Origin of the sequence: Streptosporangium sp. LJ11 (assembly GCF_051918945.1) — a bacterium.
Taxonomy (GTDB): Bacteria; Actinomycetota; Actinomycetes; order Streptosporangiales; family Streptosporangiaceae; genus Streptosporangium.
Genome location: NZ_JBPXMB010000007.1, coordinates 189,223 through 205,979 on the forward strand (window position 1 = coordinate 189,223; position 16,757 = coordinate 205,979).

Consider the following 16,757-nt stretch of genomic DNA (forward strand, 5'->3'; position numbering starts at 1 on the left):
AGTTGACACCATGCCGTGACCATTGTCCTGACAGGAGACCGGCACGGCTTCATCCATGGGATGACTCTTTCGACTCCCGCACACGGCGCATTTCTCGGCGGACTACTTCCCCGGGAGTAGTGCCAATTTAGTCTCTTAGACGGAGGCGGGGAAATTCGGTCGTATCTAGGATACGCATATGGACATCCCGTGGGGGCTCAGAAAGTTCTTGCCCGACGTGGCTCTCGCCGCCGCCACGGCCGCTTTCGCGCTGGCCAGCGCGGCCCTCGCTCCGAACGGCCGCGCCCCTTTCGACCCGCTCGGCTACGTCCTGCTCCTCACCGGCCCGCTCGCGCTCACCGCCTGTCGGCGCGCACCCGTCTCGGCGCTGCTCGTGACCACCGTGTGCGCGCTCGGCTATCTCCTGCGAGGCTACCCGGGGGTGGCTGCGGCCGTCCCGGTGATGGTCGCGCTGCTGATCGCGGTGCGGAGCGGCCACCGCCTCAGCACGCTGATACCGGCCGCGGCCATCGTCATCGTCGTGGTCGCCGATCTGACAGTCGTCGGGCAGGACGTCCGCCAGATCGTCGAGAACCGGTTCTTGCTCACGGGGTGGCTGGTGGCGAGCGCGGTCCTCGGCGAGACGTTCCGGCAGTGGACGGCCTACACCCGCCAGGTCGAGGAACGGGCGGCCGAGGCCGAACGCGCGCGCGAGGAGGCCGCGCGCCACCGAGCCGGTGAGGAACGCCTGCGGATCGCACGAGAACTGCACGACTCTCTTACTCACAGCATCTCGATCATCAAGGTGCAGGCCGGGGTCGCCATCCACCTGGCGCGCAAACGGGGCGAAGAAGTCCCGCAGGCCCTGCTGGCCGTCCAGGAGGCCAGCGCGGACGCCATGAACGAGCTGCGGGCCACCCTTGAGGTGCTGCGACACCGGCCCGAGAGCGGCGCCGACGAGCCGGGCGTCGGATGCGACCGCCTGCCCAGCTTGATCGACCGCACCCGTGCCGCCGGCCTGCCCACCACGGTGACGGTCACCGGTGACCGCCGCGCGCTCTCCGCCGACCTCAAACGCGCGGTCTACCGCATCATCCAGGAGGCGCTGACCAACGTGACACGGCATGCCGGGCCCGCCACCGCGACCGTCTCGATCGACTACGGCTCCGACCTGCTGACCATACGCGTCGACGACGACGGCCCGGGGACGCTCGGACCGCCCTCCGAGCCGGGGGTGGGCCTGCGTGGTATGTGGGAGCGCATCACCGCTCTCGGCGGCCGGCTGTACGCCGGGCCCCGGCCCGAGGGCGGTTTCTCCGTCGACGCCCAGATCCCCCTGCGGGTGCCGCCGGACGATCGGCCGGGCGGACATGACCCCATGGCCGGTCGCGAAGCGAAAGAGAGAGCGTGATCCGTATCATCCTTATCGATGATCAAGCTCTCATCCGGGCGGGTTTCTGCGCGCTGCTGGAGGCGGAGGATGACATCGAGGTCGTCGCCGAAGCCGCGGACGGGCGGCGAGCGGTCGAACTCGCCGTGGAGCACATGCCCGACGTCGCCCTGATCGACGTGCAGATGCCGGTGATGGACGGCATCGAGGCGACGAGACGGATCGCCGGCGATCCGCGGCTGTCCGGCGTGCACGTCGTCATCCTGACCAACTACGGCCTGGACGAGTACGTCTACGACGCGCTCCGGGCAGGGGCCAGCGGGTTCCTCCTGAAGGACACCGAGCCGTCCGACCTGCTCCATGGCGTACGGGTCGCCGCCCGGGGGGACGCGCTCCTGTCCGCGGCCATCACGCGCAGGCTCATCGGCGAGTTCGTCACCCGGCCGCCGAGCGTCAGCCCGAAGAAGCTGGAGACTCTCACCAACCGAGAGCGCGCGGTGGTCGCGCTCGTCGCCCAGGGCCTGTCCAACGACGAGATCGCCACCCACATGGTCATCAGCCCGGCGACCGCGAAATCCCACGTCAGCCGAGCCATGACCAAGCTCGGCGCCCGAGATCGCGCGCAACTCGTCGTCTTCGCGTACGAGACCGGGCTCGTGACCGCGCGGAACACGCCACCTTCGCGGTGAACGGCGAAGGCCGGGTACACGGGGCCGGGTGATCGCCGGGGCGGACGGAGCCCGCTGGAGAACTCCGGCCGGAACACCCCGATCGAGAGTGCCCGCCGCGGCCGAGACCAACACGTCCACCCGGGCGTCACATAAAATTAACAACGATTTATCAAAAAAGAGAGCACGGGCGGATGATAAAAAAATAGGCGGCCGCACGATCGGAAATTCAGGCGGAGCCGCGGCCGTGGATGACGCCTCATCTGAAACTTTCCGCCAGTCCCGCGGCATCCCGCAAAACTTCTGACCGTTGCCGGCGGAGATGCCGCCGCCTTCGCGGTGACGTCCTCGCACCGACGCCGCCGGCGTTCTCCTTCCCCGCCCGGCGACCAGCGTGAACGGCGATTTCGCGGAACCGGAAAAGGAAGCGCCGGTCGCGCACCCCCTCCCTTATGACGCGCCGGAACCCGCCCCGCGGCGTCGCCAGCGCCCCGGACGCCCCGTCCCGCCCGCCCGCCGACCGATTTAAGGTCGGCCCGGATGGCGGAAAGATGCCCGGCTGAATAGAAGAGCGTACCAGGGACTCACGGAATGTTACGGCCTACATTCGATGAGCATTGAGCAAGGAGGAAGAAGACATATTGCGCCGATTACGTAAGCATGACATGAAAGTTCGCATACCAGGGGTAATAACTGCAACTCCAAATATGCACGGGGTAGGAGTCGGCAGCATACCGCCACCTCCACATCACTTCTGTTTCCTCACTCTGCGTTGACTCTGACCATCCTGGAGTCGAGGTCAAGATGGACAAGGTAGAACCGGCCTCTCGTCACCGAACGCCGACTGTTCTACGGGGACCTTGTCGAGCGGGCTCCCGTGAATGAAGACGACACGCGCCTCGGCGCGTCGCGACCCTCCCCACTCATCATGTCGGGGCCCCGGCCCCGCCGCGATACAGGAGTAATCCTCGCCGAAGAGCCTCTTAACGGGAGCCCAAAATGGAATACCTGATCGAGCGTGCCGTGACGGCGATCCATGAGCGTTACAGCGAACCGCTCCACCTCGAAGATCTCGCCAAAATGGCGATGTTGAGCAAATTTCACTTCCTCCGGATGTTCCGCCGCGCGACCGGCGTGACGCCTGGCCGTTTCCTCAGCGCGGTCCGCCTGCAGGAGGCCAAGAGATTACTGCTCACGACCTCGTTCAACGTCGCCTACATATCGGCGCAGGTCGGCTACAGCGGTACCGGGACCTTCACCCGCCGGTTCAGCGAGTCCGTCGGCCTCTCCCCCACCCAGTATCGGAGGATGACCCAGGGTGATGAGGACATCAGAGTCGGGACCGCCGTCCCGCACGCGCTGACCAAGGCATGCGGCTCGGTGACGGGCACGATCGAAGTCCTGGGCGCGCCCCTGTCGTCGATCTACATCGGGGTGTTCGACAGCCCCATCCTGCAGGGCCACCCGTACGCGTGCGCCATGCGCGACCAGCCCGGCCCCTTTCGCCTCACCTCCATACCGCCGGGGACCTGGTACCTCCACGCGGTGGCGCACGGAGCGCACTCTCCCATGACGCCCTACTGCGACCAGCCGCTGCTCGTCGACACGGTAGGGCCGATCACGGGCCGGCCGAACCGTGAGGTGGAACTGCACGTGGCGATCCGGCCGCTGGACTGGACCCGTCCGCCGATCCTCCTCGCGCTCCCCGGCCTGGACCCCCTTCCCAGCGTGGCCTGACTCCGCGGTCCGGGGCCCGTGCGAGCCCCGGACACTTGCGTGCGCATCACGAGATGAAGTCGTACTCATAAGAGATGGGATTGCCGGCCACCGTCTCGCGCCAGGTCGCGTAGCGGCGCAGCCCGTAGAGCAGAGGCTTGTGCGCGCCCACCCGGGTGATCCTGCGTATCCTTCCCATGATCACCACATGGTCGCCGACGGTGCTGTCCTCCACCACGGCGCAGTCCGCGATGGTGTGGGCGGAGTTCGGCAGGTGTGGTCCGGCGGCACGCTCGTCGACGCGCCACTGGATGTGGTCGAACCGGTCCACGACCCCGGAGGAGAACAGCTCCGCCGACGCCTGGGCCTCGTCGTGCAGCAGGTTGATCGCGAAGAGCCCGCGGTCCTGAACCGCCTTCAGCGTCGGGCTGCCGCACCTCAGGCAGATCAGCAGAATCGGGGGGTCGAGTGACACGCTGCACAGGGAGGTGCAGGTCATCCCCCAGGGCCGGCCGTCGCCGTCCATCGCCGTGACGATCGACACGCCCGTCGGGAAGCCCGCCCACAGCGGGCGGATGTCGACCGACTCCTCCGTCTGGTCCGTGGCCGGGGTGAGGCGCTGCGATTGCTTGCCGCGCAGCGGTATCGCGTTGTCCGGGTTCATAAAGGTGAAGCCTCCTTCTGAGGAAGGGTGATCGGGCGAGGCGCCGCGGTTCCCTGGGACAGCCCGGCCGCGACGCGGGAACGGAATGTCAACGAGCGCTGGATCTCCTGCCGGATCACCCTGCCGAACCTCGGAAAGGCGGTGCCCAGGAAGTAGAAATGGGCCCCGATGAACAATCGCCGGCGGAAGGAGCCCGTCGTCTCCTGTTCCCAGGCCGCGACCGAGTCGGGCGGAGCCAGCGGATCCTGCGTTCCCCCGAACGCCGTCACTGGCACCCTCAGCGGCGTCCTGTCCAGAGCCGGGCGGTATGACCCGAGCGCCCGCAGATCGGCCCGGACGAGCCGGAGGAACCGATCGCGGAACTCCGGCACCTCGTCGATCCGGCCGGGGACATGACCGATACCGGCCAGTTCCCGCAGCAACTCCTCGTCGGACAGGTCAGGCCGGTCCAACGCCGTACGCACCCGGCGGTCCGGCGCGGGACGCGCCGACACCCCCAGCCAGGCCAGGTCGACACACTCGATCACCGTCCGAGCGGCCTCGGCGGCGACGATGGCGCCGAGGCTGTGTCCGAACAACCCGATCGGCGGACCGGCCCAGCCGAGGACGTCCTCAGCCGCGACGGAGACGAGCCCGGCCATGTCCCCGATCGTCGGCACCCGATGGCGCTTGCCCCGGCCGGGAAGGTCGATCAGGACCAGGTCCCAGGTCGGCGGCAGGCTGTGCACGAGCGGGTAGTACGCGGCCGCCGACCCTCCCGCGTGATGGAACACCAGGAGCCGCAGTTCGGGATCCTCGACCGGCCGGGGCCGGACGAAGCCGGGCGGCGACGCCGCCCGGATGTGACCGCCCGCCCCGCTCACGCCCCCGTCCCCGCCGCCGCGGGCGCCGCGCCCGTCGTCTCCACGATGTGGTCGGTGAGGAGTTCGACGAGCTCGGCCATCGGCACCTCAAGGGGAAGGTCCTCCGGGGGCGTCCCGGTCTGGAAGTGCTTCTCGACCTTCGCCAGGAACAGCGTGAAGATGAACGAGTCACCGCCGGCCTCCAGCAGTGACGACTCCGGGTCGATGTCGTCCGGCGCGTCCAGGACGTCCTTCAGCACGGCCAGCAGGTACGTCCGCATGCTCTCCCGGTCGTACGAGTCCGGCGGCGTCCCGCCGGCGTCAAGGGTCTCGGCGTCCGCGGCAGGGACGCCGGCCGAGGACGCCGCCGGCTCGTCGATCCAGAACCGGACGTGGCGGAACGGGTAGGTCGGCAGGTCTCCGACCAGCCGCGCACCCGAGGCGCGCAACGCGTCCAGACGCGGGTCGCCGCCCGATGCGAACAGTTGCGCGAGCGCGTCGAGGAGCAGGTCCGGCGCGGTCTCGGGGGAGTCGCCGGCCAGGGGCATCGAGTGGGTTCCCGTGTCGTGCCCGGACCGCCACTCCAGCCGTACGTCGCCCCGATCCCCAGGCCCGCCGAACCGTGGCCGGGCCGGCACGCCGAGACGGCGCAGGAGACGCACCAGCCGCTCGCCCGGCGGCGCGTCGTCCACGGTTTCCTCCAGCGCGGGGAACGCCGCCACGAGCGCGGCGACCGCTTCGGCGAGCGGGCCCGCGTCCGCGCCGTCCTCCGGAAGTCGCAACGTCACCGACCGCACGGGCGTCACCGCGCCCACGGGCCCGCGCGCCGCCTCGATGAGGCGTTCGGCCAGTTCCGCCGGGGTCGTTCCGGTGACCGTCAGGCGGTGCGCGAAGGCGGCCCGCCCGGCTCGCAGCGTGTGGCAGATGGAGGAGAGCGCCGCCTGGTCGGCCTTCTCCAGGTGGACGGCGACGGCCTTGGCGAGATCGGCCAGGGCCTCCGGATGCTTCGCGGACAGGGTCAGCAGCTCGCGCCGCGTGCCCTCGGCGGGTGACGCGTGCTCCCCCTGCTCGTACGCTTCCAGAACGACATGCACGTTGGTGCCGCTCATGCCGAACGAGTTGACCCCCGCGATCCTGCGGGGCAGGGACCGCGGCCACGGCTGGTTACGGCGCGGCACCGTGAACTGCAGCCGGTCCCAGGGGATGTGCGGGTTGAGGTCGCCGTCCTCGTCGTCCACGGCGGCGGGGATCTCCGCGTGCCGGAGCATCAGCACGGTCTTCATCAACGACGCGATGCCCGACGCGGCCTCCATGTGGTTCAGGCGGGACTTCACGCTTCCCAGCGCCAACGGCGTGTCCCGCTTGCGTATCGCCGTGCCGACGGCGCCGTCCAGGGCGCCGACCTCGATCGGGTCGCCGAGCACGGTCCCGGTGCCGTGGGCCTCGATCCAGCCGAGGTCGGCCGGATCGACGCCCGCGTCGGCGAGCGCCGCCCGGATGACCTCCTGCTGCGCGGGACCGCTCGGCGCGGTCAGGCCGGACGCCGCGCCGTCGTGGTTCGCGGCCGTGCCCCGGACGACGGCGAGGATCGGGTGGCCCCCGCGCTCGGCCTCGCCGAGGCGCATCAGCAGGACCGCTCCGACGCCCTCGGCACGACCGTAACCGTCCGCGGACGCGAGGAACGACTTGGACCGGCCGTCGGGCGACAGCGCCCCTGTCTGGCACAGCGACACCATGAGATTCGCGGACAGCAACAGGTTGGATCCGCAGACGAGCGCGTAGCGGCAGTCGCCGTCCCGCAGGCCGCGTACCGCGAGATGCAGAGCGGTGAGCGAGGACGAGCACGCGGTGTCGACGCTCACGACGGGTCCGGAGAAGCCCATGACGTAACTGATCCGCCCGGCGCCGAAGCAGAGGCCGCCGCCGGTCGTGTAGTAGGGGCTGATGCGGGCCCGGGTGGGGTCTTCCAGCCGCTCGCTGTACTCCGAGGCCATCATGCCCAGGTAGACGCCGACGTCGAGCCGGTCGGACCGCCGTACGGCGACCCCCGCCCGCTCCAGGGCCTCCCACGCGGTCTCCAGGAGCATCCGCTGCTGCGGGTCGAGCTGTTTGGCCTCGCGATGAGAGATGCCGAAGAACTCGGCGTCGAAGCCCGCGATGTCGGAGATGAACCCGCCGCGGTCGACGTACGAGCGGCCCGGCCTGCCTGCGACCGGGTCGTACACCGACCGCAGGCCGGGGCGGTCCTCGGGGATCTCCGACAACGCGGTTCCCTCACCGCGCAGGAAGTCCCAATAGTCCTCCGGGGAGTCGATCTCACGGGGAAACCGCAGACCCATGCCCACGACGGCGATCGGGGCGTGCCTGGCCTCCTCCAGTTCCCGGATCCGTGCCCTGAGCCGTTGCGACAGCCTGAGCTGATCTTCCAGCAGGTTGCGCATTTCCGGGACGTCCACCATGTCCACCCTCATCTCTTCGATGCCAGATCGGTCCGCACGGCCTGGATGAGTTCGTCGAGCGACAGGTCCGCGGGGTCGATCTCGGCTGGAGGCGTCGCGACCTGGTCCGCCGGCCCGTTCTCATCCACAGGCCCGTTCTCATCCGCCGGCCCGGGATCCGCGGGGAGCAACAGCTCGGCGAGGTGGGCGGACAGCTGCCCGACGGTGGGATGGTCGAGGGCCACCGTGGCGGGCAGGTCCTCCCCGAGCGCGTGGGACAGCCGGGTCCGCAGGTCGATGACCATGATCGAGTCGAGGCCGATGTCGCCGAACCCGAGGTCGTCGTCGGTCAGGACCGCAGCGCCGAGGACATCGCCCACCATGTCGCGCAGCGTGTCGCGAAGCCGGTCGTCACGGTCCGCGGGATCCATGTCGGCGAGGACGCCGGCCAGCCAGCCGCGCGGCCGGCCGTCCGCCTCCGGTGTCGTCCGCCGCGGTCGCGGTACGGCCAGGCCCGCGAGCAGCGCCGCACGGGGATGGCCGGCCGCGTTCTCGATGTAGCGCTCCGGGTCGAGCGCCACGGCCACGAGCCGGGTGTGCCCGTCCTCCACAGCCTGCCGCAACAGCTCCTCGGCCTCGTCGTCGGACAGGGCGCGCACGCCCATCCGCTCGATGGCCCGCCGGGTCGCCGCGGATGCCGCCATGCCGCCCTTCGCCTGCGGGACCCACGCGCCCCAGTCGATGCTCGTCGCTCGGACGCCCGCCGCGCGCAGCGACTCGGCCATGCCGTCGAGACAGCCGTTGGCCGCCGCGTAGTTCGCCTGTCCGGCCGTCCCCAGGACGCCCGACGCGGAGGAGAACAGCACGAACGCGTCCAGTTCGTGATCCCGGAGCTCGGCGGCCAGGTTGGCGACGCCGCGGGCCTTCGCCGCGAACACCTTCTCGAAGGACGCGGTGGTCAGGTTGTCGAAGGCGTTGTCGTCGTTGACCCCGGCGAGGTGCAGGACAGCGCGGAGCGGCAGGTCTCGTGCGGCCTCGGCCACGGCCCGGCGGCACGCCTGCGGCTCACTCACGTCACCGCGCAGCACGTGAACGCGGACCCCGCGCGCGGTCAGCTCGTCGATGACCTTCCGCGCGGCCTCGTCCGGAGCCGAGCGGCCCATCAGAGCGATCGAGCGGAAACCCCGGCGGGCGAGGAAACCTGCGGCGCTGAGACCGAGCGCCCCGAGACCACCCGTGATCAGGGCGGCGCCGTCGCCGCTCACTCGGGCGGAGTCGCCGTCGCTGCGGTCCACCGGTCGCAGGCGGGCCATTCTGACCTCCCCCGCGCCGATCTTCAGCCGCGTCTCGGGAACGTTCTCGTCGAGTGAGCGGACCAGCGCCTCCGCGACCGTGGCGTCGTCCCACCCCTCGGCGAGCGTGACGCGCAGCAGCCGGCGGTCCGGCTGCTCCGCCTCCAGCGCCGTGAGCAGGCCGTACAGCGACTCGCGGACCGGCGCCGCGCGTGCGCCGTCCGCGCACAGGACCGCGTACGGGATGTGCCGCGGGACGGCCCGGAGCCGTTCCGTGAGGGCCAGGACCGCGGCGAGGGCGTCGTCCGGCGCGGTACCGTCCGTCGCGTGGAAGGACGTGTCCACGATGAGGTCGGCGGCGCCGTCGTGGTCGTCCGCGCCCATGACCGTGACCCGGTGGCCCAGGGAGTCGAGTTCCTCCGGCAGCCCGTGGACATGGTCGGCGTCGACGACCGCGATGCGCCACATGTGCGTGACTGCTCCCTCGACCGCGGGCTCCTGCTCGACCCACGAGAGGGCGTACGCGAGGTCGCTGCCTTCCCGCAGGGAGCGCTGCAGCAGCGCGCGGGGGGCCTGGCGGAACCGGAACCCCTCCACCACCAGGACGGTGCCGCCGCCCGGATAGAACACGTGCAGGTCCGCGGCCTCGATGTGGAGCAGGTCACCGGCTCCCCCGTCGTGACGGCGGGTGGCCCGCACGTGCCCCCACAGCTCGCGACCGGGCACAGGACGGCCGGGAAAGGCCAGCCGCGCGGCCGCGAACGGGATGCTCAGGGCCGTCTGCTCCGTCGCGTCCTCCCCGGGCAGCCCGACGGCGAAGGTGACCGCGCTCTGCAGCACCGAGTCCAGCAGACCGGGGTGGATCTCGTAGCTGGCCGGGTTCTCGTTCATCTCCGCGGGTTCGGCGTACCTGATCAGCGCCTCGTCGCCGAGGATCCAGACATCGCGGATCCAGCGGAACGACGGGCCGAGGTGGTAGCCGAGCGTCCACAGATGGCGGTAGAAGTCGTCGCCGGACAGGTAACGCTCCGCACGGCCGATGAACGTGCCGGGGTCCGGCACGGGCCACGACGCCGACGGGACCGGCGGGACGATCCGGGCGGCGAGGTGCTCCTGCCAGCGGCCCTCGTCGGGGGCGACGAGGCTCTGCACGCTGACGGTGTGCGCGCCGTGGTCCTGCACCTCGTGGATGATCTGCGTCTCATAGCGCTCCCCCTCCTGCAGGACGAGGGCGCGCGGGAAGTGCAGGTCCTCCAGGACGATCGGGGATCCATCGGCTCCGAGAGCCGACAGTACGGTGGCCGTCTGCGACGCCCCCGGCACCGACACCGTGCCGAAGAGGCGGTGGTCGGTGAGATGCGCGGGGAAGTCGGTGCTGCGCTCGGTGGCGAAGACCCGGCCGCGCAGCCCGGGCGAGCGCAGTTCCGTGCCCCAGGCGGCCACGCGCAGGCCCGACCGGGACCCGCCCTGCCCGGGCACGTCGGCCCAGTGCCGGGTGCCGGCGAACGGGTAGAGCGGACCACGCGGCAGGTCCCCGCCGCTCCGCCGGTGGATCCGCTTCCAGTCGAAGTCCTGGCCCCGCTCGTACAGCGACTTCACCGCGGTCAGCAGTGCCGCCCGGTCGCCCGACCGGCGGCGCAGCGAGGAGACCAGGCCGCCCCGGGGCGTCAGCCCGGCGGCCTGCACCAGGTTGACGAGCGTGCGATCCGGACCGATCTCCAGGCAGACGTCGACGTCCAGGTTGGCCAGCCGTTGTGCTCCGGCGTGGAAACGGACCGGTTCGCGGGCGTGCCGCGCCCAGTACTCCGCGTCGTACTCCCCGGGCGCCACGAGCCGCCCGGTCAGATTGGAGATGATCGGCACCTGCGGGTCGCGCATCTCCATGGCTGCGACCGCCGCCGTGAAGTCCTCGATCATCGGATCGAGCAGCCGGGAGTGGAAGGCATGCGACACGCTGAGCCGGCGGTGCCGCACCCCCTGGTCCCGCAGCCATCCCACGAACTCGTCCATCGCCTCGGAGGGACCGGACACCACGGTCGACTCCGGCCCGTTCACCGCGGCGACGTCGAGATCGCGCCCGGCGATCCAGCCGGCGACGTCCGTCTCGCCGGCGACGACGGCGAGCATCGCACCGCGTTCCGTCGCCTGCATCAGGCGCGCCCGCTCCGCGATCAGGGTGAGCCCCGTCTCCAGGTCCAGCACTTCCGCGTGGATCGCGGCGGCGATCTCGCCGACGCTGTGTCCCATCAGGACCGCGGGAGTCACGCCCCAGGACTCCCAGAGCGCGGCGAGGGCTATCTCCACGGTGACGAGCGCGGGCTGGGTCACCCGGGTCTCGTCGATCAGCGCCGGATCGTCGCCGTACATCATCAAGTCGGCCAGGGAGGCGCCGAGCAAGGGGGCGAGAGTCCGCTCGCAGCGATCGAACACCTCGCGGAAGACCGGCTCGGTCTCGTAGAGCTCGCGTGCCATGCCGAAGTACTGGCTGCCCTGGCCGGTGAACAGGAACGCGACGCGCGGGGCCCGGGTGACGGGATCCTGGGGCAGCGGCGCCCTCAGGGCGGCCACCATCGCGTCCCGCGTGGCCCCGGACAGGGCACGGCGGTACGGGAAGTGGGCGCGACCGGTGGCCGAGACGGCGGCGAGCGCGCCGAGTTCGTCCTCGCGGGCGGCCTCGAGCCGCTCGGCCCAGGCGCCGGACAGCCGTGCCAGCCCCGCCGCGTCGGGTGCCGACAGCGTGACCAGGTGGGGGACACCGGCGTCGTCGTCCGCGTCCGGCTCACGCGGAGCCGGGACGTCCTCCGGGTCCGCCAGGATGACGTGGGCGTTGGTGCCGGTGAAGCCGAAACCGGATACGCCTGCGATGCGCGGCCGGCCGGCGGCGGGCCACGGCGCCGGCGCCGCGACAACCTCGACGTTCATCTCGGACCAGGCCACGTGGGGGTTCGGCTCGCGGAAATGCAGGTTGGCGGGGATCACCTCGTTGCGCATCGCCAGGACCGTCTTGATGACGCCCACGACGCCCGCGGCGGACTCGCAGTGCCCCACGTTGCTCTTCACCGAGCCGATGCGGAGCGGGTCGCCCGGCCGCCGGTCCTCCCCCAGGACGCGCCATGCCGCCCCGATCTCCACCGGGTCGCCCAGGGAGGTGCCGGTGCCGTGCGCCTCCAGGTAGGACACTTCCGAGCCGGCCACGCCGGCGTCGGCTAGGGCCGCGCGGAGCATGGCCTCCTGGGCGGTGCCGCTGGGCGCGGTCAGGCCGGAGGAGGCGCCGTCCTGGTTGACGCTACTGCCGAGGATCACGGCCAGCACCCGGTCGCCGTCGCGCCGGGCGTCACTCAGCCGTTTGAGTACCAGCACGCCACAGCCCTCGGAGCGGACGAACCCGTTCGCATCGGCGGAGAAGGCCTTGCACCGTCCCTCGGGCGAAAGCATGTGGGCCCGGCTCACCGCGACCGACGACATCGGATCGAGGATGATGTTGACGCCGCCCGCGAGCACCGCGTCGGTCTCTCCGGTTCGCAGTGACCGGACGGCGAGATGCAGGGCCACCAGCGACGAGGAGCACGCGGTGTCCACGGCCACCGCCGGGCCGTTGAGCCCCAGCAGGTAGGCGATCCGGCCGGCGGCGGCGTTCAACGCGGTTCCCGTGCTGTAGTAGGCGTCGATCTGCTCGGGACCGCCGCCGGCGAGAATCCGCGCGTAGTCGCCGTAGCTGATGCCGACGAAGACGCCGGTGCGGGAGTTCTTCAGACCGTGGGGGTCGATGCCGCCGTCCTCCAGCGCGTGCCATGCCGACTGGAGCAGCAACCGCTGCTGCGGGTCCAGATTGTCGGCCTCGCGGGACGGGATGCCGAAGAACGAGGCGTCGAAGCGGTCGATGTCGCGGAGGAACCCTCCCTGATCGGTGGTGATCCTGCCGGACCGGCGGACGTCTCCGGTGAAGACCATCGTGTCCCAGCGGTCCTCCGGCACGGTCGCGACGCCGTCCCGCCCATCGCGCAGCAGGGTCCACAGCTCGTCGGCCGAGTCCGCGCCGGGGAACCTGCCGGTCATGCCGACGATCGCGATGGGCTCTCTCCGGCCGCCCATCCCCTCGCCGGTCGCGGTCCCGGGTGCCGTCCGGCCTTCCTGGCGGGGCACGGGCCGCGGGACGCGGGCGTCAGGACGGCCGGCCGTGGCACGGCCGGTCCCCGCCGCCGTGGTCCGTGCCAGGATGAACTCCGCCAGCTCCGCGACGGTCGGGTGGTCGAACACGTCAGCGGACTGCAGCTCCACGCCGAACGCGCCGGACAAGCGGCCGACCAGGTCGACCGCCATGATCGAGTCGATGCCGAGGTCGAAGAACCCGGTGTCCTCGGCCACCTCCGCCGGGTCCGCGTGGCCCAGCTGCGCCGCGACCAGACGCCGCACGTGCGCCCGGGCCGCGGCGGGACGGCTGCGTTCGGGCAGCGCCGTCAGCTCCGCCATGATCGACGGCTCGTCTCGCCCGTCCGCCTGGCCTTCGTCGTGGGCTCCCCCGGTTATGCCCGCGTACAGGCCGCGGGGCCGCACGACCGACATCACCTCGGCGAACCGCGGCAGGTCCAGTGGGCAGGCCACCACGTGGCCGGCGGGGCCCGTGGTCCGTGCGGTCAGCGCGGCGACGCCCTGCTCCGCGCTCAACGCGCCGACGCCGATCCGGTCGTAGCGACGCAACGAGGCCTCGTCCGCCATTCCGGCGCCGGCCAGCGCCCACGGCCCGTACGCGACGCTCGTCGCCGGCAGCCCGAGGGACAGCCGGTGCGCGGCGAGCGCGTCGAGCGCGCCGTTCGCGGCGGAGTAGGCGCAATGCCCTTCGGTTCCCCAGACCGCCGAAACCGAGGAGACCATGACGAAGAAGTCCAGCGGCCACGCGTGTGCGGCCTCGTGCAGCCACCACGCGCCCGCGAACTTGCCGAGCAGCGCCGCCTCGAAGTCGGCGGTGCGCAGCCGGGACAGTGGAACAGGGTCGGCCACCCCCGCGGCGTGGACCACGCCGCGCACCGGCGGCAGGTCCGCGAGACCGGCACAGGCCGCGGCGAGCGAGGCCGGCGTCTCGCAGCCGCCGCCCCGGTACTCGATCCGCGCACCGCGTCCGCGCAGCTCGGCCAGCAGCGCGGTGGCCGCCGTGCCGAGTGTCTCCGGGGCCCGGCGGCCGATCAGCAGCAGGTTGCGGGCGCCGCGGCGGACCAACTCGACGGTGATCTCCCGGCCGACCGCGCCGAGCCCGCCGGTGACGATGTAGGTGGCGTCGGCGTGCACGGGCAGCTCCGGGACGTACCCCTCGCTCCCGCGCAGCCGGGCGGTGAGCACCCGGCCGTCGCGTACGGCCGCCAGGTCCTCGAGGACCGCCGACGGCCCCGCCCCGGACTCCGCGGCGACGAACGCGAGAAGCGCCCGCGTGTCCTCGGCGGTCGGCCGCGCCGGCAGGTCGACGACACCGCCCCAGGCGGCGCCTGCCTCCAGGCCCAGGACGGGCGCCAGGCCGTGCAGAGCGCCGTGACCGACCGTGATCAACGAATCGCCGTCATCGACGCGGCGGGCCGCACGCGTGACCAGGAACACGCGCGCGTGGGGCCCGCCGTCGCCGGCCGCCGCGCCGACCGCCGTCGTCACGGCGGCACAGAGCGCCGCCGTGACCGCCGCCGGCGCGGCGACGTCATCCGCGGCGCCGGGGAGCGGCACCTCCTGTGCGGTGAGTATGAGCGTGGCCGGTCCGTCGCCGCGGGTCTCCCAGAACCGGCGCCAGCCGTCCGCTCCGCCGGGCAGCTCACCGTGCTCCCATCCTGCGGGAACGCCGGCGGAGACCGGACCGAGCACGGTGCCGGTCCGCCCCTGCCCCGCCGCCTCCCGGACGAGCAGGCCGAGCGGCTCGGCGTCGGCACCCGCGACGACCAGCGCGCCGCCGTCACCGGTCCCCTCCGGCGTGGCCGCCGCCCACACCAGCTCGTACGCCGTGGACGCGCCTCGTTCCGCGGAAACGTACTCGGGCGCGTGCCGCACACGCTGCCAGGGGTAGAACGGCAGGCCGACGATCCGGCGGGGCGGCGACGCGGCCGCGTCGCCGCCCTCGTCCCGGCCGCCGATCGTGAGGGCCGGGGACGGCTCACCGGCGGCCAGCGCCCGTAGTGCCGCGGCCGCCGAGGCGGGGTCCGCCGCCGTGACGCGGGCCCGTACGTCATGCCGGGCGCGCCCGTGCGTGGCCGTGTAGGCGAACGCCGGGTAGTCGGCCGGGCCGAGCCCGGCGACCCGGTTCGCGTACCGGCCGGCGAGCGCGCGAAGCGCCTCAGGCGTCCTGGCCGAGATCTCGAACCCATCGGCCCGCGCCTCCCCGGCCGCCGGCGCATCGGCGCCGGGATCGGGCGCGGAGAGGATCAGGTGGGCGTTGGTACCGCTCATCCCGAACGAACTGACCCCCGCGTAGCCTCCGCTCGCCGGGTCCCAGGCCGTGAGCTCGGCCGAGACGGTGATCCCCGTGCCGGAGAGGTCGATGCGGGGGTTCAGAGTGCGGAAGTGCACCACCGGTGGCGCCTTGCGGTGCCGCAGGCACAGGACCGCCTTGAGCAGGCCCGCGATCCCCGCCGCCGACTCCAGGTGACCGAGGTTGGTCTTGACGGCGCCGACCTGCAGGGGCGCGCCGCCGTTGCGCCGCCCCAGCGCCGTCGCCAGTGCCTCCATCTCTATCGGGTCGCCGAGGGACGTGCCGGTGCCGTGCGCCTCGACGTAGCCGATGTCCGCGGGCTCGACGCCGGCGTCCGCCATCGCCCGTTCGATCAGCGACACCTGGGACAGCACGTTCGGGGCGGTGAATCCGCCGGACCTGCCGTCCTGGTTGACGGCCGAACCGTGGATCACGGCGTGCACCCGGTCGTTGTCCCGCAGCGCGTGGTCGAGGCGCTTGAGGACGACCGCTCCGCAGCCCTCACCGCGCGTGAAGCCGTTGGCGCGCGCGTCGAAGGTCTTGCAGAGGCCGTCGGGCGCCAGCGAGCGGGTCTCCTGGACGAGACGGGTCGACCGGGGAGACATGATGAGGTTCACCCCCGCCACGAGCGCCACGTCGCACTCGCCCCTGCGCAGGGCCTGGACGGCCAGGTGGGCCGCCACGAGAGACGAGGAACAGGCCGTGTCGACCGCCATGGCCGGTCCGGTCAGCCCGAGCGTGTACGCGATGCGACCGGCCGCGAAGTTGTGGCCGTTCCCGGTCGTCCAGTACGCGTCCGGGTCATCCGTCAGCCACTCACGGTAGTCCTGCCACATGATGCCCAGGTAGAGGCCGGTCTGGGTGCCGGCGAGCCGGTCCGGCGGCAGCGCCGCGTCCTCCAGCGCCTCCCACGTCACCTCGAGGAGGAGCCGATGCTGCGGGTCCAGGCTCTGGGCCTCGCGAGGACTGATGCCGAAGAAGGCGGCGTCGAAATCCAGCACCTCCTCCAGGAAACCGCCCCGCCGCGGCAGGGTCGCCCACGCTTCGGCGAACGGTCCCTTCCGCGCTTCCGGCATGGTCCGCACCAGGTCACGGCCGCCGGCCAGCGCATCCCAGTAGCCGTCGAGATCGTCGATGCCGCCGGGCAGCCGGAGCCCGGCGCCGACGACAGCGATCGGCTGCCTCCCTTCCTGCTCCTCCAGCCGCTGCCGCAACGACCGGATCGTCGCGAGCGCCCGCGTGAGAGGAGTCTGGGCCGCACCAGAAGAAATGGCTTCATCCATACGCTCGGTTCCTCATCGTCCGATTGACGGTGTCGGCTGCGCG

At 71.9% G+C, this 16,757-nt stretch carries 7 protein-coding genes; 3 read left to right on the top strand and 4 right to left on the bottom strand.

Annotation, left to right across the window (positions count from 1 at the left end):
- Nucleotides 1-178 precede the first annotated feature (178 nt).
- The 3 genes from ACTOQ3_RS12970 (at nt 179) to ACTOQ3_RS12980 (ending at nt 3,774) form a co-directional block, all read left to right on the top strand.
- Nucleotides 179-1,390, top strand: a complete 1,212-nt coding sequence (locus tag ACTOQ3_RS12970; protein WP_440083633.1) for a sensor histidine kinase — start codon at nt 179-181, stop codon at nt 1,388-1,390.
- Complete coding sequence (locus tag ACTOQ3_RS12975; RefSeq protein ID WP_440083634.1) at nt 1,387-2,058, top strand: response regulator; 672 nt, start codon at nt 1,387-1,389, stop codon at nt 2,056-2,058. The genes ACTOQ3_RS12970 and ACTOQ3_RS12975 overlap by 4 nt, the downstream gene beginning before the upstream one ends.
- Before the next feature lie 978 nt (nt 2,059-3,036).
- The gene (locus tag ACTOQ3_RS12980) at nt 3,037-3,774 is read left to right on the top strand and encodes a helix-turn-helix domain-containing protein (RefSeq protein WP_440083635.1); all 738 of its coding nucleotides are present in this window, start codon (nt 3,037-3,039) and stop codon (nt 3,772-3,774) included.
- Nucleotides 3,775-3,820: 46 nt separating this feature from the next.
- Here the strand turns inward: ACTOQ3_RS12980 and ACTOQ3_RS12985 are convergent, their stop codons facing one another.
- Genes ACTOQ3_RS12985 through ACTOQ3_RS13000 form a run of 4 tightly spaced genes read right to left on the bottom strand, consistent with a single transcriptional unit; the run spans nt 3,821 to nt 16,714 of the window.
- Nucleotides 3,821-4,417 (bottom strand): flavin reductase family protein, encoded by a 597-nt coding sequence (locus tag ACTOQ3_RS12985; RefSeq protein ID WP_440083636.1) that lies wholly within the window; start codon nt 4,415-4,417, stop codon nt 3,821-3,823.
- Nucleotides 4,414-5,280 carry a thioesterase II family protein gene (locus tag ACTOQ3_RS12990; RefSeq protein WP_440083637.1) on the bottom strand — a complete coding sequence of 289 codons (867 nt, stop codon included), beginning with the start codon at nt 5,278-5,280 and terminating at the stop codon, nt 4,414-4,416. The genes ACTOQ3_RS12985 and ACTOQ3_RS12990 overlap by 4 nt, the downstream gene beginning before the upstream one ends.
- The gene (locus tag ACTOQ3_RS12995) at nt 5,277-7,730 is read right to left on the bottom strand and encodes a beta-ketoacyl synthase N-terminal-like domain-containing protein (protein WP_440083638.1); all 2,454 of its coding nucleotides are present in this window, start codon (nt 7,728-7,730) and stop codon (nt 5,277-5,279) included. Before ACTOQ3_RS12995 ends, ACTOQ3_RS12990 begins: the two co-directional genes overlap by 4 nt.
- Complete coding sequence (locus ACTOQ3_RS13000; protein ID WP_440083639.1) at nt 7,727-16,714, bottom strand: SDR family NAD(P)-dependent oxidoreductase; 8,988 nt, start codon at nt 16,712-16,714, stop codon at nt 7,727-7,729. Before ACTOQ3_RS13000 ends, ACTOQ3_RS12995 begins: the two co-directional genes overlap by 4 nt.
- Nucleotides 16,715-16,757: the final 43 nt, after the last annotated feature.